Here is a 24,529-nt window from a genome sequence, read left to right as displayed (position 1 = left end):
ACGGAGACGGCCTAGCCGGGGAAGCGGTTGCAGGAGATGTTTGCAGAACTGAATTAGTGGAACGCGCTGGTCATGCACTTGCCGTCGCTATGGGCGCCCTGATTGGAAGAAGGGCGTACGCGGCGGACGACGGAACCGGCAGGGGTCGCGCCCTGCCGTGGTAGAGGCCAGCGCAGTACAAATCCAAGCCCGCGCATGGGCCCCACGCGGGAGTGGGGCGCGGTTCGAATCCGCACGCGGGCACCAGGGGCGGGGGACCACCAGATCAGGAGTCCTCCCTTTACAACCAGGACACCAGCCACACCCCGTGGCACCTGGCCCCCGCCCCTACCCACCGACGAAAGGAGGGCACATGGTTGCCTACCGATTCCAGCCCGGAGCGCTGGACATCATCGCCCAGGAAAAACGACTCACCAGCGAGCAAGCGCTCGCCACCGCCCTGGGCATCACCACCGACCAACTCGGCAAGCTCCGCCACGGAGCCACCGTCGGCGCACCAATGGCGCTGCACGTCTCCACCCTGATGGACACCCCCGGCATCTGGCACGGACTCACCATCACCCACGACAAAATCGCCGCATAAGAAAGGAGGCCCCAGATGACCAGCAATCACCTGGAGCCAGTCAACGGGGACGCATCCCCCTTTGACACCATCAAGCGTACCCGGCCCGACGGTTCGGAGTTCTGGTCGGCCCGCGACCTCATGCCCCTGTTGGGCTATGACAAGTGGGAGCGGTTCAACGGCGCCATCGAACGCGCTACCGCTTCTCTCGTCGCACAAGGGCACCGCGCAGACGAGGAAGCTTCCCGGCTCCGGGAACCTTCCGGCGCGACGAATCAAATGCGCGAGGATGTGCACCTGTCTCGCTTCGCGTGCTATCTCGTCGCGATGAATGGCGACCCGCGTAAGCGGGAGATCGCCGCCGCCCAGGCATACTTCGCGATCCGCACCCGCGAAGCAGAAACAGCGCCCCAGCGCTTCGAAATCCCCGCAACCTACGCCGGAGCGCTACGCGCCGCAGCCGAACAAGCCGAGCGGGCGGAACTCGAAGGCGCCCGCGCCGCCAAAGCAGAGCGACGAGCCGACGCACTCAACGCTTTCAAGCGTGGCATCGAAGGCAGCGACGGCATCACCCCGACGGACTTCGGCAAGAAGTATTTCTCCGACGTGCCCGCAAAGCAATTTCAGGAACACCTGTACCGGCACGGCTGGCAGATCGACCAGCGCGGCGCGCGCGTCAACCACGAAGGAAAGGCCCGCCCTGGCCCCGACCACGGCAAACCAAAGGCGAAGGGCCGCCCCTACATCTACAACCACGACAAGGGGGTTCACGGCGGCAAGCGCCGGTTCAACCCTCGAATCCGTCCGCAGATGGAGCTGGAGTTTCGCGACCGCCTCGCCGCAGAGGGACTGCCCGTCAACCAGCACAGCACTGGATTGGTGCTGATCAGCAACGAAGAGATGAAGGAGCTTGGAGCATGACTGACTACTACTACCGAGTGCAGATCACCGCTCAGCCCGAGTGGGAAAAGCGGATTTGCTTCAACACGTACAAATACGGGCCACGTGCAGGGGAGCGGTACTACACCGAGGAGATGTGCCCCGTCGGGTGGGAACCGCACGACGACTACATCAAGCAGTTCGGCACGTCCAAGTGGATTGAACCCAACCTCGACAAGGCGTGGAGGTCGCGGTCGTCGGCGGCTATCCGTCGGGACATTCTGGAAGCCGCCGGGTACAAGGCGATCATCCAGCGGTCAGCGCCGATCCAGTGGCCTGCCGATGGGGAGGAGCGGATCAGCAAGTCTGCCGCCAGTGAGGTGCTTGATGCGATAGCGGTGCTGTCCCGCGCCGGTCTGGTGAACGCCGATGAGTTGATTCGCAGTCGATGAGTTGATTCGCAGTCGATGACGGCCCTGCGGCTGGCCCCGGGCCGGCGAGCTGCGCACACCCAACGACGAGAAGGAGAACAGCAGATGGCCATCATATGGGCAATTGGCCTGGTGGCTCTGGGTGTACACCTAGTGTGCGGTCTGGTCTACCTAGCGGCCACCCTGGCAATTCACGATCCAAATAAGGGCGGTTTGGTGTCTTACACCATTTCCCAAGATCCTTAGGCCGGAAGACCTTCTCCCACCCTCGCGCCATAGCGACGCGCCGGCGCCAGAGTCGCCTCCGATTCCACTTCCAGTACTCCGTGTGCCGTTCCTCCAGGAGTCGACAACGGATCGCCTGGGGGAGTACGCCACCGTTGTAGTGGGACACCCAGTTCACGTGGATGTAAGCCTTCTCCGCTTCATCGTGTGTGAGTCGGAATACGCCACTGAGCGGCGGCGATGATGCGTGAAAGAGATCTACGGGGCCATCCAATACCCGAAACCGATCCCCGACGGAGATCGACAAATCGGTGGAGTGCCGAGTCCCGGGCCCGCCAAGGATGACCGTGCACTCAAATCTCTCTGCCGGCTCAGAGCCATTAACGGACACCGACGACCGCGACCTTTTCACCGTGATCTGGATTCCGCCGGCTTGCTCCAACTGCTGCTGCGCGAGAGACACCTGCCGCTTGGCGAGATACACGGAAAAAGGTGCGCCCATTGCGGCAATGCCCGCGAAAACCGCCCCAGCCACCGTCACGGGATCAGCCACGAACCCACCAACCCATCTATGTGAGTGCCCGCCCCGGGTTGCAGCCGGGGCGGGCGTTTTCAGTCCCTACCAAAGGAAACCACCATGAAATCTACCATCCAGCCCTTCGACTTCCGAGGGCACGAGGTCCGCGTCATCCAGGGCGACGACGGCGAGCCCCGATGGGTCGCCGCCGACGTCGCCAAGGTCCTCGGATTCTCCGAAGCGTCCGCGATGACCCGCCACCTCGACGCCGACGAAAAGGGTCTGTCGAATTGGCAGACCCCCGGCGGCGAGCAGCAGATGATCACCATCGCCGAATCCGGCCTGTACTCCGCGATCCTCCGCTCCCGCCGCCCGGAAGCAAAGGACTTCAAGCGCTGGGTCACCCGAGAGGTCCTCCCCCAGATCCGCAAGACCGGCTCCTACTCGGCACCGCTGTCGGACGATGAAATCGTCCACCGGGCGCTGCAGCTGACGTACCGCAAGGTCCAGGAGCTCGAAGCGAAGGTCGCCGAGGACGCCCCGAAGGTCGCTTACCACGACGAGTTCGTCGCCGACGAGGACCTGATCCAATTCCGCACCCTGGCGAACCAGCTGGAGGTGGGGGAGAAGCACCTCCGGCAGGTGCTGATGGCCCGCGGCTGGATCTACCGCCGCGACTACCAGCGCTGGTCGAACAAAAAGAACGGCCTGGTCACCGAGTACCAGTGGCGCGCCGTCGCCGACAAGAAGCGCTACTTCCGCCTGATCCCGGCGCACGACGCGCCGCGGCTGGCCGGTGAAGTGCGGCAGACGCTGAAGATCACCCCGGCCGGTGCGGTGGCGATCGAGCGGGCGATGCGCCGCTGGGCCGCCGAGGACGTGGCCGCATGACCCACGCCACCGCCCAGAAGCTCAACACCCTCGGCCGCCTAGCCGAGCTGACGGACCTGCAGGCCGCCGAGTACATGCCCGGCCGTGACCTGACCCGCTCGTCCCTGGCCGACAAGTGCCGCCGCGAGGGGTACTCCGCCCGCGCGATCACCATCGCCTACGTCGTCGGCACCGCCGGCCTGAATCCCGGAGAGGAATTCGAATCATGACGACCTTCATCACCATCTTGTTCGACGTGGCGGCGCTGCTGCTGCTCGTCGCGATCCTGTGGGAGCTGCGGACGATGACGCGTGTGCGCGTCGAGATCCGCCGCATCGCCCCCAAGAAGACCGCCAAGGCGGATTACAGCTTCTCCGGCCTCGATTCCGACGAGGCCCGCGACGCCTTTCACCGGGCGATGCGCCACCTCGACCGGGAGGACGGCCGCCGATGAGCGCCCCGGAGATCATGACCGGCCCGGAGATCCGCGAGTACCTGCGGCTCAGCGGGCCGCAGCTGACGCGCTTGGCGACCCGCCCGACGAACCCGCTCCCGGCCCGCAAGGTCGCGGGCATGGGGTGGCGCGCCCGAAAAGCTGACCTTGACCAGTGGTTTGACAACTTGAAGGACGCAGCATGACCTACACGAACTATTCCGACGAGTTGGACTTGATGCTCGCCGTCGGCGTGCCCGTCACCGTGCGCACGCCTATCAACGCACGCCCGCCCCGACGGTGGGCCACCGCCGCCACGTGGGCCACGCTCGCCGCCGCCGCGCTGGCGCTCACCCTGTGGATCGGCCACCAAGCAGACCAGCACCTCGCCGCCGCCCTGGATGCGGGGTGGGGATGATGACCGCCACCCCGACCCCGACGTCCCTGTGCGTCGTCCGCCAGCCCGCCAAGCCCGGCACCGCCGAGTGGGCGCGAATCATCACCGCGTCGAAGGTCGCCGGCATCGCCGGGGAATCCGCCTACGAGACGCCCTACAGCGTGTGGAACATGCTCAACGGCATCCGCGTCGAGGACTCCTCGATGGAGGATCGGTTCCTCACCGGCCACGCGATGGAGCACGCCCTGGCGTACTGGTGGGCCGAGCGCAATCCGGGGTGGCGTCTGTCGCGTGGGGAGGTGCAGGTGCAGAATCCTCACCTCGGGTTCGACAACGCGGCGACGCTGGACCGGGTGGCCACCATGGTCAACCGCTCCCGCGGGCCGCGTTTTTCCAGGTGTGTGCAGTTCAAGACGGTGCGGGACTGGGAGGAATTCCAGAACCTCACCGAGGAGACGCTGCCGGTGGACTGGCTGATCCAGGAGACCTGGGAAATGCTGTGCTCCGGCCTGGTCGAGCACCCCGCCGTGATCGTCGTCGCCGGGCCGTACTACGAGTGGCGCGAGTTCGAGGTGCCGTACGTGGCCGAGTTCGCCGCGGACCTCGTCGCCAGCGTCCACGCGTTCATCGCGACGCTCGACGGGCACCCGCCGACGCCGACGGCGCCGAATGACTACCGCATCGCGAAGCTCCGCCACCCCGACATTGACGACGACGCCGACCCGGTGTCCGTCGACGCGGATCTCGCCGCCGCGTGGGATCGGGCGAAAACCGCGTCGAAGGACGCGGCCGCCGCCAAACGCGCGGCCGACAAGGACGCGGAGATCGCCGGAGCGCGGCTGCTGGAGGAGATGGGCCGCGCGGCTGTCGCCATCGACCCCGATGGGCATGTCCTCGCCAAGCGCGTCGCTACGAAACGAGGCGTGCAGCTGCGGCACGTGCCGCTGCCGAAGGAGGTGGCGGCGTGACGACGAATCCGCAGATCCTCGACGGCGTGTGGCGCATCTACACCGCCACCGACACCCCGGAGGTGCACCCGTCGCTGCTCGGCTCCCTGCGCCGTGGCGGGTGGGTGCAGATGTCCGGCCCCGTCCGCCTGACCGAGAAGGGACGTCAGCTCGTGCAGTCCCTGGAAGCGGCGCACACCAAGTGCGGTATGCCGCTGCCGGCGGGCCGCACGGGAGGTGACGTCTGATGGGCCGGAAGATCCGCGAGGGACACCACGCCCTCCGCGCCCGGTCGCGCGGTGATGCGCTGCGCAGGCTGGGTAATCCGCTGCCGGGCACGTTCGTGCGGGTGGAGCCGCAGCTGGCTGTGTACGCGGCGACGGTGTTTCCGCTGGCGGCGGCCGCGTTCAGCGACGACCAGGTCGACGCCGTGCTTCATGCGGTGCTCCCGCACCGCGCGGACTGGCAGATCATCCGCAAGCAGGGCGGGGCGATCCGCGAGGTGCGGATTGCGCTGCAGGACGGGTCGTACCACCGCGCCAGGCCGGGGGACGTGCTGATCACCACCAGCAACCGCGACCGCTTCGCAGTGCTGCCGCCGGAGGTCGCCGCGACGTTGCTGACCCGCACCCCGATCACCAGCTAGGAGCCCCCGTGACCGTCATCAAAGCCGCGGTTGCCCTGCACCAGGCGTACGAGAAGCGCCAGCAGCGCCGCAATAGCTTTTACGCGCCCCGGCGGTGGGAGCAGCTGGACGATGCCAGCCAGGTCGAGCACCTGGGCATCGCCGAAGCCGTCGCCCACGGCCGCACCCAGTACCAGGACAAGCGCATTCCGACGTGGGTGCGCGACGTCATCAAGGAGCACCTGTGACCGAAGACCCGCGGTTCCCCCGCGACTACAAGCGCCTGCATGGCGCCCCGTTTGACGACGATCCGGGCCTGTGGCCGTACCTCATCGTCGTCGCCGTCGGCGTCATCGCCGCACTGGCAATCCTCATCACCACCTACATCTAGGAGACCACCATGACCACCCAGAACCTCCCCGACACCGCCCACCAGGGCGAAGCCATGCCCCTGACCGCCCCGTCCAGCTCGCAGGCCCTGGCTTCCCTCAAGGAGCAGGCCGAAGCGATGGGCGCGGCGATGCAGGTCGCCGAGGCGATGTGCTCCACCGAGCTCGTCCCCAAGCAGTACCGCGGCAAGCCCCACGACGGCGCGGCCGCCATCCTCTACGGCGCCGAGCTCGGCCTCAACGCGATCCAGTCGCTGCAGCAGGTCATGGTCATCAACGGCAAGCCCGGCGTCGAGGCCCGCACCATGGTCGGCCTGCTCCGCGCCCACGGCTACCGCTTCGACGTCACCGAAAACACCGACACCGCCGTCACCGTCGTCGGCACCGCCCCGACCGGCGAGACGTACACCGCCCGGTGGACCATCGACATGGCCCAGCAGGCTGGGTACACGAAGAACAGCCTGTACAAGCAGATTCCCGCGGCGATGCTCTACGCCAAGGCCGCCACCGAGGTGTGCCGCCGCCTCGGGTCGCACATCCTGTCCGGCATCGCCTACAGCGTCGAGGAGCTCCGCCTGTCGGAGCCCGTCCAGGCGCAGGCGACGCGCGCGGACCGGCCGACCGCCGGCGGTGGTGCGGTGTCGGCGATTGAGGCTGCTCGCAGCCGCATGCACGCCCGCCAGGACGAGCAGGCCCCCGTCGACGTGTCGGAGATGCAGGAAGCCCCGGCCGTCGACGCGCAGGCCGTCATCGACGGCAACGCGATGCTCCGTGAGCTCCTCGATGGGCTTGTGGCGTCGCGATCCGAGGAGGAGATGCAGTCCAAGGTCGGCGCGCATGTGTCGAAGCTCGGTGACGACGAGGCCGCGCTTGCGGTGCTTCGTGAGGCGTGGACCGAGCGGGCCTCCGAGCTCGCCGCGGAGGTGCAGCAGTAATGGCGCAGGGAGACACCCCGATCACGCTGGTCGGCAACGTCGTCGCTGATCCGGAGCTGCGCTACACCCCGTCGGGTGCCGCGGTGGCGAACTTCCGCGTGGCGTCGACGCCCCGGGTGTTCAACCGCGACGCCAACCAGTGGGAGGACGGCGACGCGGTGTTCCTGACCTGCAACGTCTGGAAAGAACAGGCGGAAAACGTCATGGAAACGCTGGCCAAGGGCATGCGCGTCATCGTCACCGGCACGCTGCACCAGCGGTCGTACGAAACCCGCGAGGGGCAGCAGCGCACCGTCTACGAGATCAAGGACGCCGAGGTCGGTCCGTCGCTGAAGTTCGCCACGGCGCAGGTGATCCGCAACCCGCGCGGCGGTGGCGGGCGCCCGGCCGTCGGCCAGCCCAACCCGGATCCGTGGGCGTCGTCCAAGCCCAATAGCGGCGGCGACCAGCCGCCGTGGGTGACCAACGACTAGTGAGAAAGGAGTCCGCCAGTGGCTCGTGAATATGCCCAGATCCGACTCAGCATCTGGAACGACGATGCATTTCGGGCGCTGACCCCGGCGGCGCAGTGGCTGTACTTCCTGTTGCTGACCCACCCGACGCTCACCAGCGCCGGTGTGGGGGACTGGCGGCCCAACCGTCTCGCCGCGCTCGCCCAGGGTCATGACGTGGAGGTGGTGGAAAACGCCGGCGCCGAGCTGGCCCATCACCTGTACGTCGTCATCGACCAGGAGACCGAGGAGTATCTGGTGCGGTCGTTCCACCGCAATGACGATCTCCTCAAGATGCCGAACATGGCCACCGCCGCTGCACGCGCCGCGGCGGAGGTCGCGTCGGCGGGGATCCGTGGGGTGCTCGTGCATGAGCTGAATCGGCTCAAGCGGGAGCGTCCGGGGATGAAGGGGTGGGGGTCGCAGGAGCTGTCGGAGTTGATGGCCGGGGACTCGATTGACCCTTCGGTTTACCCATGCTGGAACCCATCGGTTAAGGGTTCCGGCAACCCTTCGGTTAACCCTTCGGCTAACCCTTCCCCGAACCCTTCCGTTAAGGGTTCCGTTAAGGGTTCCGTTGACCCTTCCGGTAACCCTTCGGTTTACCCATCGGTTAAGGGTGAAGGCATCCCTTCCGGTAACCCATCGGTTAACCCAAGCCCTTCAACAGCAACAGCAACAGCAACCCTCAACACACAACACTCAACCTTGGGGGGAAAGGCGGTCGGGAACGTTACTGGGGGAGCGGAGCCGGGTTTTTCCCCTCCCCAGAATTTTCAGATTCCCGACGCGTGGCTGGATGATCCCGGCGCCGCGAGGTGTGCGACGCACATCGGAGATCCGCATCCCCCGCCGTGCGGTGGGTGCGCCGATGCACGCAAGTCGGCCGAGCGGGCGTCGTGGGGCAGGGCGGCACAGCGCCGGCAGCAGGCCGCCGCCAAACGCGCGGCGATCGAGGGATGCGAGCTGTGCGACGACGGCGGGTGGATCCTCGACGTCCAGCCCGTCACCCGCTGCACCCACGACCCCGACCGCAACTCCGAGATCGTCATGCAGCAGATCACCGAACGCGAGGAGAGGGAACGCGCCGCGCAGGAGGCCCGCGAAATCGCGCGGAAAGCCGCCGCAGACGCCCGAGAAAGGCGCACGGCATGACCGAGTACACCCTGTGGCTCCCATACGCCCTGCCGCCCCTCACGGCCAACCAGCGCATGCACTGGCGCCGTAAAGCCGACACCGTCCGCGACATCCGCTACGCCACCAACGTCCTCGCCCGCAACGCCAAGCTCCCCCAGGGCGTTGACCACGCCACCGTCGCCCTGCACTACGTCCCCCGCGACCGACGCCGCCGCGACGCCGACAACCTCGTCCCCACCCTCAAAGCCGCCTGCGACGGCCTCGTCGACGCCGGCCTCACCGCCGACGACACCCCCGACCAGATGACCAAGCACATGCCCACCATCGACCCGCCGCAACGCGACGCCCCCGGACCCCGAGAATCCCGCCTCTACCTCACCATCACCACGAAGGGAGCACCGCGTGCTTGACGCCACCCAGGCAGAACGCCTCGGCAGGAACCTCGCCCTCATCGTCCGCTACGCCCCCCGCCTCAACGGCACCAAAACCCGCAGCCAAGGCGGCACCGACAACGCCGGCCGCGCCCCCAACCTCCCCGGCCCCCGCCCACCAATGAACCTCCACCCCCTCGACCTGCAGACCGAAGCCGAGGAAATCCTCCACGGCTGGCTGACCAACCTCGCCAGCGACCTCGGCCTGCCCCCCGCGTGGTTCATCGGCCCCACCCGCCACCCCGGGCACCTCGCCGCCCGCCTCGGACAAGTCGTCTCCCACGTCGCCCAACGCGAATGGGGCCCCGACGCCGCCGACGAAATCGACCACATCACCGCCCGCATCGTCGCCTACGTCGACCCACCCAGCGACACCCCAGCCGCCGAGCCGACCCGCCGAACGATGACCGCCGACGCCGCCGAGCAGCTCGTCACCGCCGCCCAAGCCCAAACCGTCCTCGACGGACTCGGCTACCGGTGCACCACCGACCAAATCCGCAAGTGGCGCGAACGCGGACACATCACCCCGCAGGGCGCCACCCGCGCCGGGCGACTGCTCTACCGCCTCGGCGACATCTCCGCCCGCCTCACCCACAAATCCGCCTAACCACCAGGAGGACCCCGCCATGACTACCCCGCGCGAAGGAATCTTCGACCTCAACACCACCCCGCCGGTCGAAGGAACGCTGGCGATCACCGACGACGCCATGACCGTGTCGATGACCATCACGCCGGGCATCATCCCCCGGCCCGTCGCGATGACGCTGCTGTCCCAGGAGCTCGCCCAGTTCGCCGCCGAGCTGGGGGAGAAGGCCACCGTCGCCGGCGACACCTGGATGAAGCAGGTCGCCCGCGACATGCGCAACAAGGCCCGCGGCACCGACAACGACACGCAGGGAGGTGACCAGCAGTGAGCAACCACGTCAGCGTCACCGGAACCTTCCAGCACGGCTTCGGCCGGGTCTGGGAAGTACACGACGACCGCCTGCCCATCGACCCGAACGTCGGACGATTCTCGGATTGGGCCGACGCAGTGGCCTTCGCCCACAAGCTCGCCCGCATGGGCCACATCCCCGGCGGAACGATGGACGCATGGGCCGGGCGTACCGACCGCCCGTCGGTCGTCGCCCGGATCTACTACACCAACCCCGACGGGCAGGAAGTCCGCGAGGCAACGCTCGACGTCCCCGATCCCGACGGCTACCTAGCCACCCAGCTCAACGGCATCACCAACCGCTACGGGCCGCCGTGGTCCCCCAAAGGCCACCAGGTCTACCTGGATGACGCGAGGCTACTGTCCGACCGGAAGGTCACCGGCAAACGCACCCAGTGGCGCTTCCCCGACGACCACCAGCCGTTCGGCGGCGGCCGCCCGGTAGCTGCAGAAACCACCGTCATCGCCGAGATCGACCGGCCCCGCATGGAGCACCGCAATGGCTGACCTCACCGCGCGGGAACGCGCAGCCATCGCCGGGGAAATCAACACCGCGCTCAAATGGGCCCGGAACTGCCCCAGAGATGCCCTGGAAACGCTGCTCTGCCCCTTCCCAAGTGGCCTCGATGTCACCGAGTACGAGCGGTTCGCGCCGTTCGCCGTCGTCCTGGGGCTCCTGTGCGAAGCCCGCGGGATCCCCCTCTCAGACGTCGTGAAATCAGCGGACGACTACACGAGCCCCGAAGAAGTCCTCGTCGTCAACGGGCGCCGCTACCGCCTCGAAACGGAGGTCCGATGAGCACTCTCGATATCTGCTGGGACGGCACCGGCAAGCAGGCCGCGGAGATCGTCCAGCACCTACGCCGCGACGGGTACTCGGCCGCGTTCACCCCCGGCCGCCGCGAGATCGTCGTGATCGACCGCGCCGGCACCCTGACCCGCATCCCGCCCACCGACCCCTGCGCCACCTGCGCCACCTGCACCATCCGCGACCAATGGTGCTGCGACCCCTGGGAAACCCGAGACGAACACGAAGGAGACGACCGATGAGCTGGTCGCCCGCCGATGATTTCGACGATGACGGCAACCACTGCCCCGGCCCCTACCGCCGCACCCGCTTCAGCACTCGCCCCCAGTGCCAGCCCGGCTGCTGCGGAATCGGCCCCCGCCTCTGCGAGGAGCCCCGAGACCCCGACGGCGACCTGCACGAGGGGGCCGACCAGTGACCCCCGACGAAGCCCGCGACCTGCTCGACGGCACCACACCCGGCCCGTGGGACGTGGGCGGCGCGCCCGATGAGCATCCCGCCGTCGTTAAGCACCGAACCGTCGACGGTGGCCCGCTCATCGCCTGCGACAACATCGCCCAGGAAATCCACAACGAAGCCGACGCGGCCCTGATTGCCGCCGCCCCGGACATGGCCGCCATGATCGCCGGAATGCGCGAGGAATGGGGCGTGTCATGCGGCGGGGAGAAGCCCGGAGCGTGGTGGGCATCCCGCGAGGAAGCAGACCAGTGCGCCAAACGCATGGGCATCTGCATTCACTACCCGCTCCCCATCGTCGTCGTCCGCCGCTACGTCACCGAACCGGAGGAAGCATGAGCACCTTCGCCCGTATCCGATGCGCGATCCTCCGCGCCGAAGCCCGCGCCCTCCACATCCTCTGGGGCAAACCATGATCAACCTCCCGCAGCCCACGCTGTTCAGCGTGGTGCACGTCGAGGCGCAGCACCTCCGGCCCCGTCAGATCGTCAGCCGTCCCCGCGGACCGCTGCTCGAGGTGATGGAAGTCGCCGACCTTGGAGCCGTCGGTGTCCTCGTTCGCGGCCGCGACGTCGATCACGCGGGGCTCGTGGAAATCGGCTGCTCCCGATTCACCACCTTCGAGGTCCACCAATGACCGCGCCGCAGATGGAGCTGCTCACGTCGACGCTCATCGCACCGGCACCCGCCCACGAGTGCGGCGAGCTCACCGCCCAGGACGACGGCCACGGCTACGAACCACCGGCCCGCCGGGCGTCGATCGAATCCGCCAGCCTGCATGACGGTTTCGCCGGGCGGCTGATCTGGTGCCGCCCCGACGACCGGGCCTCAACGGCGGCGTCGGTGCGGTGGCGTCGCCTCGTCAGCACCGACACCGACCACCCGGACTGGACCGCCCGCAGCGTCACCGCCGCGGACCCCGACGGCACCACCCACCGGTGCGGCCTCGCCCAAAAATGCGCCATCGCCGTCACCCCAGGCGAGCTGGCCCGCGCCCACCACTGGCGCATCCACGAAGGCAAAACCACCTACGAAGGCCACGACCTCGAACCCACCGACTACATGACCAACCACTACCTGTAGAAGGAAAAGCAGCATGAACCGCAGCAGGAAAATTCACCTGGCGTACGTCGCCTTCAACGTCATCGCCATGGCGATCATCGCTGGTATCGCGTGGGAGTCACCCGCCCGCGACCTAGCCGACTTCCATCTCGCAATTGGAATCTTCATCGGCGCGTCCATCTACCCGATGGACCAGGCGATCAACGGCCCCTCACGTCAGGACAAGTGAATCGTTCACCGCCGAACGTACACTGGGAGACCCCGCCAAAAGGAGTGAAGCATGTTTTATCTACTGCACCCGTCCAAGCCCGCAAGGTTCTTGAAGTACCAAATAACCGACAACATGACACTGACGGAAACGTCCGTCGAAGAGCTGTCGGAGCCGACCGAAGGCTTTGGGCACGCCCACGAGTGGCTTCCAATTGCGCTGCGTAGCGGGGAAGCTCTCCCCGGATGGCTCGCGATCCCCGCATGGATCCCGGACTACGTCCGCACTGTTCAACAGCACGGGGAACTCACGAAGGAGACCGCCGATGGCCTTCGCCGGCTCGGCATTGAACCTGGCCCCGATTACTTCGAAGCAGCCGAAGCTTTCCAACGCGGGGAAAACGAAGAAGGCGACGACCTTCGTGAAATCATCTCGCGCCCAGTGGATACCAAGTTGGAAGACCACTGGAAAAACCTGAAGACGGAACTCTCCTAAAACGACCCCACAGGACAGGTCACCCCCAGCTGCCATCATGAACCCATGACTATCCGCTTCCTGGACGGCAACGTCCGATACCCAGTTGACATCCGACACGACGACGAAAGCAACGCCTACGTTCACACGGGAACCACCCCAGCCGGACTGATGCCAATCGAACACGTTGAACTCATATCGACCGACATTCCCACCGGCGAATTCACCGACAACCCCAGCGAAGGACCAGTCGACCTAGAGAAGCTCCTCGAAACCCGCCAGTTCGTCGTCTACTGGACCAACGAAGAACTCGACGCGGCCCCGGCCGACGACCTTGTCATCTCCGGAAAATACCTCTGGAAGCGAGAACACCTCCCAGAAGTGTTCTCCGGATGGGCATGCGGCGAACTGTCTCGCATGGACCTTGGCCCATACGTCGCGCTCACCCCACGCCGGAAAGAAACCCCCCCGACCCGCCAATAAGCCCGCGACCTGGACTGTCCGGTTACATCGTGTAAGCTAAGCGCTAGCGCGTGAAATGAACCCCCGGGAGGCCCTGTCTCCACGGGGGGTTTTCTCATGCGCTCGTCATGGTCCCTCCCCGTCGACCATCAGCGACACGACGCTGCGACAGGGGAGGTCGGGTGAAGGTCAAGACCCCCGGGGCCCCATCCACCCCGGGGGTCGACTGCCCCCCACCCCATGGCAACCCCGCCCCCACCAACACCCCCACCCCCGGGGTGCGTCCTCGTAGCCCAACCGGCAGAGGCAGCGGCCTCAAACCCCGCACAGAGCAGGTTCGACCCCTGCCGAGGACACCAGGCGCGAGCGTGCGGCACACGCCACAACAACAGGACACCAACCAGCGTGTCGACCAACGCTCGCGCCCCAAACCCAATGCACATCACCATCATCAGCCACGGCACCAAACGCGCACCACGCACCAACCGCACCATCGACTGCCGGCACCTACCCAACCCGCACGACGTCGAAGCACTCCGGCCACGCGACGGCCGCGACCCCATGGTCACCGACTGGCTCACCAGCCACGACGAAACCCGCGCGCTCATCGCCACCGAAGCCAGCCGCATCCCGACGATCACGGCAGGGCAGCTGACCATCGGCACCATGTGCAGTGCAGGCCGACACCGAAGCGTCGTCATCGCCGAAGCGCTCGCGCACGAACTCACGGCACGAGGGCACGACGTCGAGGTGCGGCACTCATGTCTCGAGGAGGTCGACATGGCCAAGTCCGGGAAGACGACCACCGAGCGTGGGCTCGGGTGGGATCACCAGCAGCAGCGCGCACGCCTGCTCAAGCTCCACGTCGACGGCACGCCGTGCTGGTGGTGCGGCGAGCCGATGTACCGATCCCAGGCCCTCGACGCTGACCACACTCAAGCACGCAGCAACGGCGGTAGGAAAGCCGACCGGCTGCTGCACGCGTCGTGCAACCGGTCGAGGCAGAAGGGGGAGCGCGACGACCAGCGGCCGGCGCTGCGTCGCCTCCCCGCCGCCCGGGCATTCCACTGGCCCGAAAGGTAAGGCAACCCTAAGGGGCCCTGTCCAAAATCCTGGAGGGCCCCGCGCCTGACCCCCAGCGCCTCGGGTAGCCAGGCTCTCTCTCCCGACGCTGAACCGGGGGCTCGCGCGCGCGTGAAGGAGGTTCACCAATGAACGACGTTCAAGGCTGGGTTGAAGCCGAACACATCGAATCCGAACCGGTCACCGGCCGCATGCGCGCCCACGTCCTCGAAGCCATCGAAGCCGCCGACCACCTGGAGATCACCGACGACGCCGCCGTCGAGCTCGCACTGCAGCTCGCCGAGATCATCGACAACGCCCGCGACTCCGGCGACCCCGCTGCCTTCGAGAAGACCAGCTTCGGCCCCATGCCGACCCTGCACAAGGTGTTGACCTCCCTCGGGCTCAACCCCGAGGGCCGGCAGAAGCTCAACCTCGACTCGGGCGAAGACAACGATGAGTGGTGACGGTGGCCGCGGCACTGATCGGGTCCCGCGAGCCGCGAGTATTCACCCCGCCGCTGGTCGAATTGACCCCCGAGACCTCACTCGGATTCGACATCATCTGGTTCGCCAAGGAGATCCTCCGCGAGCCCCTGACGCCGTGGCAGCAGTGGTTCGTCATCCACGCCTTCGAGCTGATGACGCTGGACGCGAAGCAGGCGCTGTACCCGGATCGCCCTGACCTGTGGGACGAGCAGGTACCGCGGTTCAAGACGGTGCTGCTCATGGTCGCCCGCCAGAACGGCAAGACTCACGTCGTCAAGGTCGTCATCAAGTGGGCGCTGTTCCGCCAGCGCCTGAAGTACATCCTCGGCGCCGCGCAGACGAAGAACGACGCCAAGGAGCTGTGGGAGGAGATCGTCCTCGAATGCGAAGAGCACCCCGGACTGAACAAGCGCATGAAGCGCACGACGTTCAACAACGGCTCGGAGGCGCTGCGCTCGAAGTGGGGCGCGTACCGCATCGCCGGGCTTGACCGGAAGGCCGGGCGCGGCAAGACCGTGAACCTGTTGTTCATGGACGAGTTGCGAGAGCACAAGACCTGGGAGGGCTGGGCGGCGCTGTCGTCCACGACGCTGTCGCCGGTGTTCGGCCTGAACCTCACGGCGTCCAATGCCGGCGACTGGCGGTCGGTGGTGCTCAACTCGCTGCGCGACGGCGCGCTGGCCAACATCGACACCGGGGGAACGGAGGCGACCGTGGGGCTTTTCGAATGGTCCGCTGACCCCGACCTCGCCGTCGATGACCGCCGCGGCTGGGCGCAGGCTAACCCCGACCTGGGGCACGGGCGCATGACCGTCCGCGATATCCAAGCCGAGTTCGAGGCGAAGTCCGAGCCGGAGTTCCGCACCGAGAACTTGTGCCAGCGCGTCGATGACCTCGAAGAGGTTGAACCGGCGATTACGCCGGAGCGGTGGGCGGAGCTTCGGTGGGCCGAGCCCGCGTCGACCGGCCAGGCGTGCCTGGCGATCAACGTCAGCCCCGGCTCCGACCTGTGGACGGTCGCCGCCGCGGTGAAGACCACCCGGGGCGTGCACGTCGAGATCGGCCGACACGCCGAAGCGACCGTCGCGCAGATGGTCGACTTCATCAAGGCCGCAGTCGAATCCGGCGACCCGGTGGCCATCGTCATCCCGCGCAATTCGCCCGCGGCGGTGCTCGAGCGTGCGTTGATCGACGCGGGCGTCGAACCGGAGATGATGACCTTCCCGCAGATGAAGCTGTCGACGGCGGAGATCCTCAAGCGGGTGTCCGACGGGACGGTGACCCACGGCGGGGACCAGCGCCTCGATGAGGCCGTCGCCGTCGCGGTGACGAAGGCCTTCGACTCGGGGGCGTCGGTCGCCTGGTCGGAGACCATGTCCGAGGGGGACATTTCGCCGCTGGTCGCCGCGACGTACGCGGCATGGGGGCTGGGGGAGTACACGGCAGAGGTGGAGATTCCACCGGCTGCCATCGGATTCCAAGCACAGCAGACGACGACGTCGTCGGCGCCGCGAGACTTCGCGGTGCCACGAGGGTCGGCGCTGGGCATGAACTGGTGATGGAGGTGGAGCATGGCGGATGAGACGCAAGCCCCTGCGCCGAAGGAGATCGGCTACGTCCACGCCGGATCGGAGGAATCGATCCGCGGCGTCGATGAGGAGCACGTGGACGAGCTCCGGTGGCCTCAGTGCCTCGATACGTACGCGGAGATGCGCAAGGACTCGTCGGTCGCATCGCTGCTCAAGGCGGTGACCCTGCCGATCCGTGCGACGCCGTGGCGCATCGATCCGGCCGGCGCCCCTGATGAGGTCACCGAGTTCGTTGCCCGCCAGCTCGGCTTGCCGATCATCGGCGAAGAGGCCAAGGACGCGCTTCCTCGGCGGTCCCGTCGGTTCTCCTGGCCGGAGCACCTCCGTATGGCGCTGTGGATGCTGCCGTACGGGGCGATGTACTTCGAGCAGGTCGTGGAGATGGACGACCAGGGCCGGTGGGGGCTGCGGAAACTTGCGCCCCGCATGCCGAAGTCGCTGGCCGACATTCAGGTCGCCCGCGACGGTGGTTTGATCGCCATCGAGCAGAAGGCCCCGACCGGAGGGACCTTGATCCGACCCACGCGGTCCAGCGGCCGGACGATCATCCCGGTCACCCGGCTCGTCGCCTACGTCAACGACCGCGAGGGCGCGGACTGGACGGGCGAATCGCTGCTGCGGCCGGCGTTCAAGCACTGGATGCTGCGCGATCGGCTGCTCAAGGTCGAGGCCGTCACCCACGAGCGCAACGGCATGGGAGTGCCCGTGTACATCAACCCGCCGAACGCGTCGGATGAGCAGATCGAAAAGGGCCGCGCCATGGCCCAGGCCTACGCCGCCGGCGACCAGTCCGGCGTGTCGCTGCCCTTCGATTCGAAGCTGCAGCTGCTCGGCGTGACCGGACAGTTGCCCGACCCGCGCGGCGCGATCGAATACCACGACGCGATGATCGGCAAGACCGGTCTGGCGCATTTCCTCAACCTCGACGGCAAGGGCGGTAGTTACGCGCTGGCGACGACGCAGGGCGACCTGTTCACCACGTCGCTGGCCGCGACCGCCGACGCAATCGCCGACGTCGCCAACGAGCACATCGTCAACGATCTCGTGGACTGGAATTTCGGCGAGGACGTCCCGGCGCCGCGCATCGTCTTCGACGACATGAGGTCGACGTCGGTGGAGGTCGCCAACGCGCTGCGGACGCTGGCCGACGCCGGACTGATCCGCCCGGATCGAGGCATCGAGGAATGGCTGCGCCGCGAGATGGGCGCCCCGGCGAAGGACACCCCGCCGCCGGAAACCCCGTGGACACCTGACCAAGGAGGTGGAGACGATGCCGGAGACACCAACAGCCCCGAATCGGCCGATCCTGCGTGACGTCCCCGACGTCGAGTTGCTGAAGGTCGGGGAGTGGCCCGCGTCGACGGGCCCGTTCACCGCGACGCCGGAAGTCCTTGCCGCGGCGGTGCGCGCCGCGCAGTCGTCGGCGGTCGGACGGCCGGTGATCAAGCTCGGCCATGTCGACCCCCGCTTCGACGGTGAACCCGCTGTCGGCTTCGTGGATAATCTGCGGCTCTCGCAGGACGGTTCGACGCTCGTCGGGGACCTGCGTGGATTGCCCGCGTGGCTGGCGGACATTCTGCCGTCGGCGTACCCGAACCGCTCGATCGAGGGCTCATTCAACTACCGAGACCAGACCGGCATGGTGCACGAATTCGCTCTGACCGGCCTGGCATTGCTGGGCGTGTCCCCGCCGGCGGTCGGCACGCTGTCGACGCTGCGCGACGTGGCCGCCCTGTACGACGTCGCCGCCGGGCGAGATGGCCCGGCGGCAGGAGAGGTGGCAATCATGCCCGACAAGATCATCGCGTCGGCGTCCGTCGAGGACGTGCGGCGCGACTTCTACGAGAAGGGTCCCGGCGCTGACGACTTCTGGTGGATTGAGGAGCTCTTCCTCTCCCCGCCGGAGATCATCGCCATGGACGACACCACCGGCGAGCTGCACAAGGTCGCCTACGCCGTCGGAGACGACGACGCCATCGAGTGGGGGGAACCGGAGACGGTACGACGTGAGTACGTCGCCGCGTCGACGCGCACCCCGGACGCCCGGTGGGAATCGGCCGCGGAATCCCGCGGCCGCGAGTACAAGCCGGTCGCTGCGGCGGCCGAGAAGGAGGAACACCTGATGGAGTTCACCGAAGAGCAGGCCGCCGCGCTGGTCAAGGCGCTGGGCCTGGACGAAGGCGCTGACGCCGCCGCGATTGTCAAGGCCGTGGAGACCATGGCCAAGGACGCGGAGAAGAAGACCGACGACGATGAGGCCGACGACGGCAAGGGTAAGGCCCCGGCCGCGCCGGTCGCCGCGTCGACCATCCACGCCGCCGCCGACCAGCTGGGCCTGGCCGTGGTCGACAAGCATGCGCTGGCCGCCGAGCGCGCCGAGCGCGACAAGCTCGTCCGCGACGCCCGCGAACGCGCCGTCGGCGACGCAATCGCCGCGGGCAAGCTCATGCCCGCCCGCCGCGACGCCGCCCTGACCCAGATGGAGAAGGGCCTGCTCACCGCCGACGATCTCGACTCCATGGAGCCGCTGGTGACCATGGCGGGCCGTGAGGTCGGACATGGCCTCGGCGCCGACGAGGACGACGACGGCGCGAAGCTGTCGGCCGCCGCCGACCGTGCCGGCATGTTCGGCCGCCCCACCACCTAAGGAGAAGCACTCATGTCGAATCCCACTTTCCGCTCCGGCCCGGTGACCCAGAAGGCCGCCGCCGCCGTCGAGAAGCACCGCCTGGTTACCCTCGGCGAGAACGGCATCTCGCACGCCGGCGCCGACGGTGTCGTCTTCGGTGCCGTCACCGAAAACGCCGCACCGGACACCGCCCGCGAGGCCAACAACCTCGCGATCACCGCCCCGTCCGTCGTCGCCGTCCACATCGGCGGCGTCGTGCCGCTGGCCGTCGCCGACGGCGCGACCGGCCTGACCCTCGGCGCGACGGTCTACGCCGCCGCCGACGGCAAGGTCTCCAACACCGGCACCGTCAAGGCCGGCGTCATCGTCGCCACCCCGGGCGACGCCCCGTCCACCGTCCGAGTGCACCTGCGCCTCGACGCCTAAACCACCGTCAGCTGAAGCAACACCCCAGGCCAACCGGCCTCCGGGGTGTTTTTTCATGCCCAATTCCAAGGAGGACCAATGGGCAACATCATCACCTCCGCGTACGACGGTGACCCGATCACCGTCGACTCGCTGATCAAGGATCCCAAGTGGATCGCCGAGCGCACCATCCAGAACCTCGACGGCGCGTTCCTCGAGGACCTGCTCTTCCGCAACGCCGGCTCCAACGACTCCGGCGTCGCGGCGTTCCGCGAGGCCGCGTCGCCGTTCCTCGCCGACGACGCCGAGGTCGTCGCCGAGTTCGGCGAGATCCCGGTGTCCGGGCTGAACCTCGGCAAGGTGCGCACCGTCATCGGCCAGAAGGTCGCGATGGGCATCCGCGTGTCCTACGAGCAGCGCCACGAGAACCGCCTCGACATGGTGAGCAAGCAGCAGACCGCGCTGCAGAACACCATGATCCGCTCCGGAGTCCGCGCGTCGCTGGCCGCGTTCGACGCCGCCGAAACCCCGACCGCCGCGGCGACTGCCGCCTGGTCCGGCGGCGCCGGCGACCCGGCGAAGGACGTCCTCGACGCGATCGAGCAGATCCAGGCGGCGAAGCCGGACAACGCCAAGGACGACGAGGTGTTCGGCTACAACCCGAACACCCTCGTGCTGGCGCCGGTCACACTGACCGCGCTGCTGCGCAACGAGCAGGTGCAGAAGTTCTACATCGGCGACAACGCCGCCGAGAACCCGCTGTACACCGGCGTGCACCCGAAGACGATCTTCGGCCTGACCGTCGCGACGTCGCGGTTCATGGACCCGACGAAGGCCATCGTCCTCGAATCCGGCGTCGCCGGTTTCCGCTCGGACACCATCCCGCTGCAGATGACGCCGCTGTACCAGGAAGGCGGCGAGTCCGGCATGGGCGGCCCGAACATGTCCTGGCGCTCCGACGCGGTGCGCAAGCGCATCATCGCCGTCGATGAGCCGAAGTCGGTGCTCACCATCACCGGGGTGACGGCGTAATGCGTGTCCGCCTGACCGTCGGCCGCTGGGATCAGCGCGTCGACGGCGAGTACGTGCGCCGCTACCGCGGTGACGTCGTGGACGTCGACGCGGACACCGGGGCGTGGCTCGTGCGGGCAAAGGCCGGCGTCGACGTTGACGCCGAGCCTGTCCCGAAGCAGCCCACGCCCAAGCGCAAGGCCGAGGTGAAGGTGGACGCCGACGATCCGGTCGACGCCGAGGCGGAACCCGCGCCGGAGCGGCCCCGCCAGACCGCCAACAAGGCCGAGTGGGTCGCGTACGCCGTCGCCCTCGGCATGGCCCCGTCCGCCGCCGAGGACCTGACGCGCGCGCAGCTCATCGCCGCCACCGCCCAGGCCTAAGCACCGCACCCAAGGGAGGCCCGCATGGAGACCTACGCCGAGGTCGCAGACCTCGAAGCCGAGTGGCGCCCGCTCACCGCCCCTGAAAAGGCGAGGGCGGGAAAGCTGCTCGAAATGGCCGGGATCCTCATCCGCCGGCGCGTCGCCGTCGATGACGAGGAAACCCGCGCCGTGGCCCGCTGGGTCAGCCTCGACATGGTCTTCAACGCGCTGGCCGTCCCGATGGAACAGCGCGGCAAGACGCAGTGGGCCACGACCGTCGGCGCGGTGTCCGAATCCGCGTCGATGCTCAATCCCCAGGTCACGCTGCAACTGCTGGCCGGGCACCTCGAACTGCTCGGCCTGCCGACCATGCCCGGCGCCAGTTACGCCTTCGGGTGGCGCGGCGAGGAACCCCTGTCCGAGTACGAGCCCAGGTACCGCTGGTGAAAGGGGGCCGCTGATGTACGACCGTCGAATCTCCATTGTCACCCCGGGCACCACTACCGACGGCTACAGCGGCGTCACGGTGCCCGACTGGGCAACCGCGACCGTCACCGAGGTGCCCTTCGGCGTCGAGGTGCAGCCGAGGATGACCACCGAGGACACCGACGACGGGCGCCGCGTTTTCATCCAGGTCGGATGGCGCGTGATCTCCCCGCCCGGGCACGTCATCCCCCTCGGCGACCTTGACCGCATCCGCGTGGAGGGCATGGCCGACGACCTCGACGTCGTCGGCAACCCGGGCACGTGGGAGCACACCTCGATGCGGCACTCCGAAATCGACGTGGAGGTGGCCCGTGGCTGACGTCCGCAACGAGATCGACTACGACGCGATCTTCCAGGAGGTCATGTCCATGCCCTCGGTGCTCGCCAAGGTCGAGCAGAAGGCGGTGAACATCGCCGCGAAGGCCCGCGCCATCGACGCCGCCGAAGGCGGCAACGCGATGATCACTGTCCGCCGAGTGCACGTCCCCTCCGGGCGCGCGATCTACAACGTCGAGTCCACCGACGTCGCCGGCGAATACGGCGACTCCACCACCGCGGCGCGCAAGACGCTGCGCCGCGCGGCGGGAGGTTCCAGACGATGACCGACACCCTCGATGTGCTCCAGCACGTGTGGGCCGAGCTGCGCGCCGACCTCGACGGAACGTGGGTCGGCGACGTCCTGCCACCGGCAGAGCAGCTCGACCCTCGCCAGGTCTACGTCGTCGTGGACGAGCTGCCCGGCGAAGAGGTCGCACCGTGGGGAGGACATGCGCCGCTCATTGCGGATCACGTCCTCGACGTCGATATCCACGGTCCGTCGCGCATCTCCACGAAAGCGGTGCGCGATCAGGTCAAGGCAACCCTGTCCGACTTGCCGAACCGTCGGCACGTCCCGATCACGCGCACGCGGTGCCCGTCGACGTGGCACCCGCGCCCCGACATGAACCCGAAGCTCAAGCGCGTCGGCGCCGAGTTCCGATTCACCGCGCGCATCTAGCGCCAACCACCACATCATCCAGCCCCGCCGGTCGCCGGTCGGGGCTTTTCTCGTAAGGAGCAAGCCTCATGGCCCTGCAGAACACCCTCGACGGATTCGCCGCCGCGCTGGCCCACGTCGGCACGACCGGCGCCGTCCGCTACGCCGACCTCGGCTCGCCCGTTCCCCGCATGGAGCCGTCCTTCGATGACGGCATCTTCACCAACATGGGCTACATCGGCCCCGACGGCATCGAAGTCAGCTTCGATGAGGACGCGACCGAGTTCATCCCGTTCCAGGAGATCGCGCCGATCCGCCGCGAGATCACCAAGTCCATCACGGCGATCAAGTTCGTCCTGTGGCAGACCTCCCGCAAGAATCTGTCGTTCTTCCTCGGCGGCGAGGTCCAGGAGGACGGCCAGGGCGGCTGGTACATCGACGTCGGCGGCAAGCCGAAGTTCGACCGCAAGCTTTTCGTGGTCGACGTGGTCGACGGCGACGACGCCGCCCGCATCATCCTGCCCAACGCCCAGCTCACCGAGCGCGGCTCGGTGACCTTCAAGTCCGACGAGATCATCGGCCTCGAGGTCACCATCACCGCGTACCCGGCCGACGCGTCGGAGTACCCGGACGACCCGACCATCGCTGGCAAGCAGTCGCGCTGGTACTTCTCCGAGTCCTGGGACGAGTCCGGAGCCGTTGGCTCCGAGACCGGCGGCGGCGCCCTGTCCATCGCCACCACCGCCCTGCCGGCGGGCACCGTCGGCACGCCGTACACCGCGAAGCTCGTTGCCTCCGGCGGCGTCGGCTCCGCGCTGTGGGAGATCGCTGGCGAGACCACGCTGCCGGAGGGCCTGGATCTGTCCACCGACGGCACGATCTCCGGCACCCCGACCGCCGCGGGCGAAACCGACCTGCAGCTGCGCGTCGAGGACCTGGCCGACAACGCGGCGGAGAAGAAGGTCAAGCTCACCATCTCCAACGCCGCGGCGTAGCCGCGCGCCCCGGGCGGTTGCCGGTTCGCGCCCCTCAATCACCGGCCCCCCTTTTCACACCTTCTACCCGAAAGAGGTACACACCCATGCTCGATCTCGACCAGATTGTCGCCCAGCGCGAAGAGGCCACCGGCGTCGCCGACGGCCGCGTCCCCTTCGGCTTCACCGCCAAGGATGGCCCGAAGAAGGGCGAGCGCCTCGAATTCTCCTTCATGGACCCGGTGGCCCTGCCCGACGACGTCGCCGACGAGCTCGAAGAGGTCGCCGACTCCAACACCGAGGTCGGCCTGCTGCTCATGGGCGAGGAGGAGTACGAGCGCTTCCTCGAAGCCGGCGGCTCCGGCGCCCTGTTCGGCCAAGTCGTCAACGCCTACCGCGAGTCCGTCACCGGCTACATGGAGGACGGAAACCCTACTCGTGGAAATCGCTCCTCGCGGCGCATGGCGGCGCGGAAGCGGCGGAAGCAGCACTAGAGGCTCACTACGGGTGGGACGTCATGGCCGGGTTCTGGCGAGGGCAGGTCACGCTGCGGAAACTCCGCGTGCTTCTGACCTACCTGCCGCAGGACGCGGCCACCCGCTGGCACCTCACCGATGACCGCCCCTTCACCCTGGCCGACAGCACCAGGTGGGCGTCCCAGTGGGCGCTCACCCGTGTCGCGCAGGCGTTGATGGGGGAGAAGGCCACCGGCAAGGACGTCTACGACGGCATGCCGAAGTACCCGTGGGCCGAACCCGAGGGCGGCGGAGGAAAGAAGTTCGGCTCGCTCGGCGACCGAAGCCACGGGGAGGTCATGGCCTACCTGGAATCCATGGGCGTCAGCCCAATGCACTAGATCAGGGGGTGCCCC

The 24,529-nt window shown here is 67.7% G+C and carries 44 protein-coding genes and 1 tRNA gene; all 45 read left to right on the top strand.

Annotated features, from left to right (window positions below; all coding sequences use genetic code 11):
• Window positions 1–352: 352 nt before the first annotated feature.
• Window positions 353–583 carry a hypothetical protein gene (locus tag CHAN_RS08775; RefSeq protein ID WP_290288824.1) on the top strand — a complete coding sequence of 77 codons (231 nt, stop codon included), beginning with the start codon at window positions 353–355 and terminating at the stop codon, window positions 581–583.
• Window positions 584–598: 15 nt separating this feature from the next.
• Window positions 599–1,483, top strand: a complete 885-nt coding sequence (locus tag CHAN_RS08770; RefSeq protein WP_290288822.1) for a BRO family protein — start codon at window positions 599–601, stop codon at window positions 1,481–1,483.
• A complete protein-coding gene (locus CHAN_RS08765; RefSeq protein ID WP_290288821.1) occupies window positions 1,480–1,893 on the top strand; it encodes a hypothetical protein in 414 nt (137 codons plus the stop codon). The genes CHAN_RS08770 and CHAN_RS08765 overlap by 4 nt, the downstream gene beginning before the upstream one ends.
• Before the next feature lie 841 nt (window positions 1,894–2,734).
• Entirely contained in the window at window positions 2,735–3,505 is a 771-nt protein-coding gene (locus tag CHAN_RS08760) for a phage antirepressor KilAC domain-containing protein (protein ID WP_290288818.1), read from the top strand.
• A complete protein-coding gene (locus CHAN_RS08755) occupies window positions 3,502–3,714 on the top strand; it encodes a hypothetical protein (protein WP_290288814.1) in 213 nt (70 codons plus the stop codon). Before CHAN_RS08760 ends, CHAN_RS08755 begins: the two co-directional genes overlap by 4 nt.
• On the top strand, window positions 3,711–3,938 hold the full coding sequence (locus tag CHAN_RS08750) for a hypothetical protein (protein ID WP_290288813.1): 228 nt from the start codon (window positions 3,711–3,713) through the stop codon (window positions 3,936–3,938). Before CHAN_RS08755 ends, CHAN_RS08750 begins: the two co-directional genes overlap by 4 nt.
• Window positions 3,935–4,123, top strand: a complete 189-nt coding sequence (locus tag CHAN_RS08745; protein WP_290288811.1) for a hypothetical protein — start codon at window positions 3,935–3,937, stop codon at window positions 4,121–4,123. The genes CHAN_RS08750 and CHAN_RS08745 overlap by 4 nt, the downstream gene beginning before the upstream one ends.
• Window positions 4,120–4,335 (top strand): hypothetical protein, encoded by a 216-nt coding sequence (locus CHAN_RS08740; protein WP_290288809.1) that lies wholly within the window; start codon window positions 4,120–4,122, stop codon window positions 4,333–4,335. Before CHAN_RS08745 ends, CHAN_RS08740 begins: the two co-directional genes overlap by 4 nt.
• A complete protein-coding gene (locus tag CHAN_RS08735) occupies window positions 4,332–5,282 on the top strand; it encodes a hypothetical protein (RefSeq protein WP_290288807.1) in 951 nt (316 codons plus the stop codon). Before CHAN_RS08740 ends, CHAN_RS08735 begins: the two co-directional genes overlap by 4 nt.
• Window positions 5,279–5,509, top strand: coding sequence for a hypothetical protein (locus tag CHAN_RS08730; protein ID WP_290288805.1), 231 nt, complete (start codon window positions 5,279–5,281; stop codon window positions 5,507–5,509). Before CHAN_RS08735 ends, CHAN_RS08730 begins: the two co-directional genes overlap by 4 nt.
• Window positions 5,509–5,907 (top strand): hypothetical protein, encoded by a 399-nt coding sequence (locus tag CHAN_RS08725; RefSeq protein WP_290288803.1) that lies wholly within the window; start codon window positions 5,509–5,511, stop codon window positions 5,905–5,907. Before CHAN_RS08730 ends, CHAN_RS08725 begins: the two co-directional genes overlap by 1 nt.
• Before the next feature lie 8 nt (window positions 5,908–5,915).
• Entirely contained in the window at window positions 5,916–6,134 is a 219-nt protein-coding gene (locus tag CHAN_RS08720; RefSeq protein ID WP_290288800.1) for a hypothetical protein, read from the top strand.
• On the top strand, window positions 6,131–6,277 hold the full coding sequence (locus CHAN_RS08715; protein ID WP_290288798.1) for a hypothetical protein: 147 nt from the start codon (window positions 6,131–6,133) through the stop codon (window positions 6,275–6,277). Before CHAN_RS08720 ends, CHAN_RS08715 begins: the two co-directional genes overlap by 4 nt.
• Window positions 6,278–6,286: 9 nt before the next feature.
• Window positions 6,287–7,210: a hypothetical protein gene (locus CHAN_RS08710; protein WP_290288796.1), complete on the top strand. Its 924-nt coding sequence runs from the start codon at window positions 6,287–6,289 to the stop codon at window positions 7,208–7,210.
• The gene (locus CHAN_RS08705; protein ID WP_290288794.1) at window positions 7,210–7,683 is read left to right on the top strand and encodes a single-stranded DNA-binding protein; all 474 of its coding nucleotides are present in this window, start codon (window positions 7,210–7,212) and stop codon (window positions 7,681–7,683) included. Before CHAN_RS08710 ends, CHAN_RS08705 begins: the two co-directional genes overlap by 1 nt.
• Window positions 7,684–7,701: 18 nt before the next feature.
• The gene (locus CHAN_RS08700; protein WP_290288791.1) at window positions 7,702–8,856 is read left to right on the top strand and encodes a hypothetical protein; all 1,155 of its coding nucleotides are present in this window, start codon (window positions 7,702–7,704) and stop codon (window positions 8,854–8,856) included.
• Window positions 8,853–9,248: a hypothetical protein gene (locus tag CHAN_RS08695; protein ID WP_290288788.1), complete on the top strand. Its 396-nt coding sequence runs from the start codon at window positions 8,853–8,855 to the stop codon at window positions 9,246–9,248. The genes CHAN_RS08700 and CHAN_RS08695 overlap by 4 nt, the downstream gene beginning before the upstream one ends.
• Complete coding sequence (locus tag CHAN_RS08690; RefSeq protein WP_290288785.1) at window positions 9,241–9,876, top strand: MerR family transcriptional regulator; 636 nt, start codon at window positions 9,241–9,243, stop codon at window positions 9,874–9,876. The genes CHAN_RS08695 and CHAN_RS08690 overlap by 8 nt, the downstream gene beginning before the upstream one ends.
• Window positions 9,877–9,895: 19 nt before the next feature.
• Complete coding sequence (locus tag CHAN_RS08685; RefSeq protein ID WP_290288783.1) at window positions 9,896–10,183, top strand: hypothetical protein; 288 nt, start codon at window positions 9,896–9,898, stop codon at window positions 10,181–10,183.
• Window positions 10,180–10,710, top strand: coding sequence for a hypothetical protein (locus CHAN_RS08680; protein WP_290288779.1), 531 nt, complete (start codon window positions 10,180–10,182; stop codon window positions 10,708–10,710). The genes CHAN_RS08685 and CHAN_RS08680 overlap by 4 nt, the downstream gene beginning before the upstream one ends.
• Complete coding sequence (locus CHAN_RS08675) at window positions 10,703–11,002, top strand: hypothetical protein (RefSeq protein WP_290288776.1); 300 nt, start codon at window positions 10,703–10,705, stop codon at window positions 11,000–11,002. Before CHAN_RS08680 ends, CHAN_RS08675 begins: the two co-directional genes overlap by 8 nt.
• Window positions 10,999–11,253: a hypothetical protein gene (locus tag CHAN_RS08670; RefSeq protein WP_290288774.1), complete on the top strand. Its 255-nt coding sequence runs from the start codon at window positions 10,999–11,001 to the stop codon at window positions 11,251–11,253. The genes CHAN_RS08675 and CHAN_RS08670 overlap by 4 nt, the downstream gene beginning before the upstream one ends.
• Window positions 11,250–11,429: a hypothetical protein gene (locus CHAN_RS08665; RefSeq protein ID WP_290288771.1), complete on the top strand. Its 180-nt coding sequence runs from the start codon at window positions 11,250–11,252 to the stop codon at window positions 11,427–11,429. The genes CHAN_RS08670 and CHAN_RS08665 overlap by 4 nt, the downstream gene beginning before the upstream one ends.
• Window positions 11,426–11,806 (top strand): XkdD/Y8K6 family phage-associated protein, encoded by a 381-nt coding sequence (locus CHAN_RS08660; protein ID WP_290288770.1) that lies wholly within the window; start codon window positions 11,426–11,428, stop codon window positions 11,804–11,806. Before CHAN_RS08665 ends, CHAN_RS08660 begins: the two co-directional genes overlap by 4 nt.
• Window positions 11,807–11,879: 73 nt before the next feature.
• A complete protein-coding gene (locus tag CHAN_RS08655) occupies window positions 11,880–12,104 on the top strand; it encodes a hypothetical protein (RefSeq protein ID WP_290288769.1) in 225 nt (74 codons plus the stop codon).
• Window positions 12,101–12,550: a hypothetical protein gene (locus CHAN_RS08650; protein WP_290288768.1), complete on the top strand. Its 450-nt coding sequence runs from the start codon at window positions 12,101–12,103 to the stop codon at window positions 12,548–12,550. Before CHAN_RS08655 ends, CHAN_RS08650 begins: the two co-directional genes overlap by 4 nt.
• A gap of 13 nt (window positions 12,551–12,563) precedes the next feature.
• Window positions 12,564–12,758 (top strand): hypothetical protein, encoded by a 195-nt coding sequence (locus CHAN_RS08645; protein ID WP_290288767.1) that lies wholly within the window; start codon window positions 12,564–12,566, stop codon window positions 12,756–12,758.
• A 51-nt stretch (window positions 12,759–12,809) separates the two neighbouring features.
• Complete coding sequence (locus CHAN_RS08640; RefSeq protein WP_290288765.1) at window positions 12,810–13,232, top strand: hypothetical protein; 423 nt, start codon at window positions 12,810–12,812, stop codon at window positions 13,230–13,232.
• A gap of 45 nt (window positions 13,233–13,277) precedes the next feature.
• Window positions 13,278–13,694 (top strand): hypothetical protein, encoded by a 417-nt coding sequence (locus tag CHAN_RS08635; RefSeq protein WP_290288763.1) that lies wholly within the window; start codon window positions 13,278–13,280, stop codon window positions 13,692–13,694.
• Window positions 13,695–13,955: 261 nt separating this feature from the next.
• Window positions 13,956–14,032, top strand: a tRNA-Leu gene (locus tag CHAN_RS08630).
• 46 nt (window positions 14,033–14,078) lie between these two features.
• On the top strand, window positions 14,079–14,756 hold the full coding sequence (locus CHAN_RS13700; protein WP_353959808.1) for a RapZ C-terminal domain-containing protein: 678 nt from the start codon (window positions 14,079–14,081) through the stop codon (window positions 14,754–14,756).
• 128 nt (window positions 14,757–14,884) lie between these two features.
• A complete protein-coding gene (locus tag CHAN_RS08615; RefSeq protein WP_290288761.1) occupies window positions 14,885–15,202 on the top strand; it encodes a terminase small subunit in 318 nt (105 codons plus the stop codon).
• A gap of 2 nt (window positions 15,203–15,204) precedes the next feature.
• A complete protein-coding gene (locus CHAN_RS08610) occupies window positions 15,205–16,782 on the top strand; it encodes a terminase large subunit domain-containing protein (protein WP_290288757.1) in 1,578 nt (525 codons plus the stop codon).
• Between the two features lie 12 nt (window positions 16,783–16,794).
• A complete protein-coding gene (locus CHAN_RS08605; RefSeq protein WP_290288753.1) occupies window positions 16,795–18,126 on the top strand; it encodes a phage portal protein family protein in 1,332 nt (443 codons plus the stop codon).
• Window positions 18,083–19,459, top strand: coding sequence for a hypothetical protein (locus CHAN_RS08600; protein ID WP_290288751.1), 1,377 nt, complete (start codon window positions 18,083–18,085; stop codon window positions 19,457–19,459). Before CHAN_RS08605 ends, CHAN_RS08600 begins: the two co-directional genes overlap by 44 nt.
• Window positions 19,460–19,471: 12 nt before the next feature.
• The gene (locus tag CHAN_RS08595) at window positions 19,472–19,867 is read left to right on the top strand and encodes a hypothetical protein (RefSeq protein ID WP_290288749.1); all 396 of its coding nucleotides are present in this window, start codon (window positions 19,472–19,474) and stop codon (window positions 19,865–19,867) included.
• 78 nt (window positions 19,868–19,945) lie between these two features.
• Complete coding sequence (locus CHAN_RS08590; protein ID WP_290288747.1) at window positions 19,946–20,878, top strand: phage major capsid protein; 933 nt, start codon at window positions 19,946–19,948, stop codon at window positions 20,876–20,878.
• On the top strand, window positions 20,878–21,240 hold the full coding sequence (locus CHAN_RS08585; RefSeq protein WP_290288744.1) for a hypothetical protein: 363 nt from the start codon (window positions 20,878–20,880) through the stop codon (window positions 21,238–21,240). The genes CHAN_RS08590 and CHAN_RS08585 overlap by 1 nt, the downstream gene beginning before the upstream one ends.
• Window positions 21,241–21,264: 24 nt before the next feature.
• On the top strand, window positions 21,265–21,669 hold the full coding sequence (locus CHAN_RS08580) for a Gp19/Gp15/Gp42 family protein (protein WP_290288742.1): 405 nt from the start codon (window positions 21,265–21,267) through the stop codon (window positions 21,667–21,669).
• A gap of 13 nt (window positions 21,670–21,682) precedes the next feature.
• Window positions 21,683–22,027, top strand: a complete 345-nt coding sequence (locus tag CHAN_RS08575; protein WP_290288737.1) for a hypothetical protein — start codon at window positions 21,683–21,685, stop codon at window positions 22,025–22,027.
• Complete coding sequence (locus tag CHAN_RS08570; protein WP_290288734.1) at window positions 22,020–22,310, top strand: hypothetical protein; 291 nt, start codon at window positions 22,020–22,022, stop codon at window positions 22,308–22,310. The genes CHAN_RS08575 and CHAN_RS08570 overlap by 8 nt, the downstream gene beginning before the upstream one ends.
• Window positions 22,307–22,705, top strand: coding sequence for a hypothetical protein (locus tag CHAN_RS08565; RefSeq protein ID WP_290288728.1), 399 nt, complete (start codon window positions 22,307–22,309; stop codon window positions 22,703–22,705). The genes CHAN_RS08570 and CHAN_RS08565 overlap by 4 nt, the downstream gene beginning before the upstream one ends.
• A gap of 68 nt (window positions 22,706–22,773) precedes the next feature.
• Window positions 22,774–23,679, top strand: a complete 906-nt coding sequence (locus CHAN_RS08560; RefSeq protein ID WP_290288725.1) for an Ig domain-containing protein — start codon at window positions 22,774–22,776, stop codon at window positions 23,677–23,679.
• Between the two features lie 86 nt (window positions 23,680–23,765).
• A complete protein-coding gene (locus CHAN_RS08555) occupies window positions 23,766–24,152 on the top strand; it encodes a hypothetical protein (RefSeq protein WP_290288722.1) in 387 nt (128 codons plus the stop codon).
• A gap of 23 nt (window positions 24,153–24,175) precedes the next feature.
• Window positions 24,176–24,514, top strand: coding sequence for a hypothetical protein (locus CHAN_RS08550; protein ID WP_290288719.1), 339 nt, complete (start codon window positions 24,176–24,178; stop codon window positions 24,512–24,514).
• Window positions 24,515–24,529 lie beyond the last annotated feature (15 nt).

The sequence above is a fragment of the Corynebacterium hansenii genome, assembly GCF_030408795.1.
Lineage (GTDB): Bacteria > Actinomycetota > Actinomycetes > Mycobacteriales > Mycobacteriaceae > Corynebacterium > Corynebacterium hansenii.
Note: the sequence above shows the minus strand (reverse complement) of the source record. Positions and strands in the feature narration are given on the sequence as shown.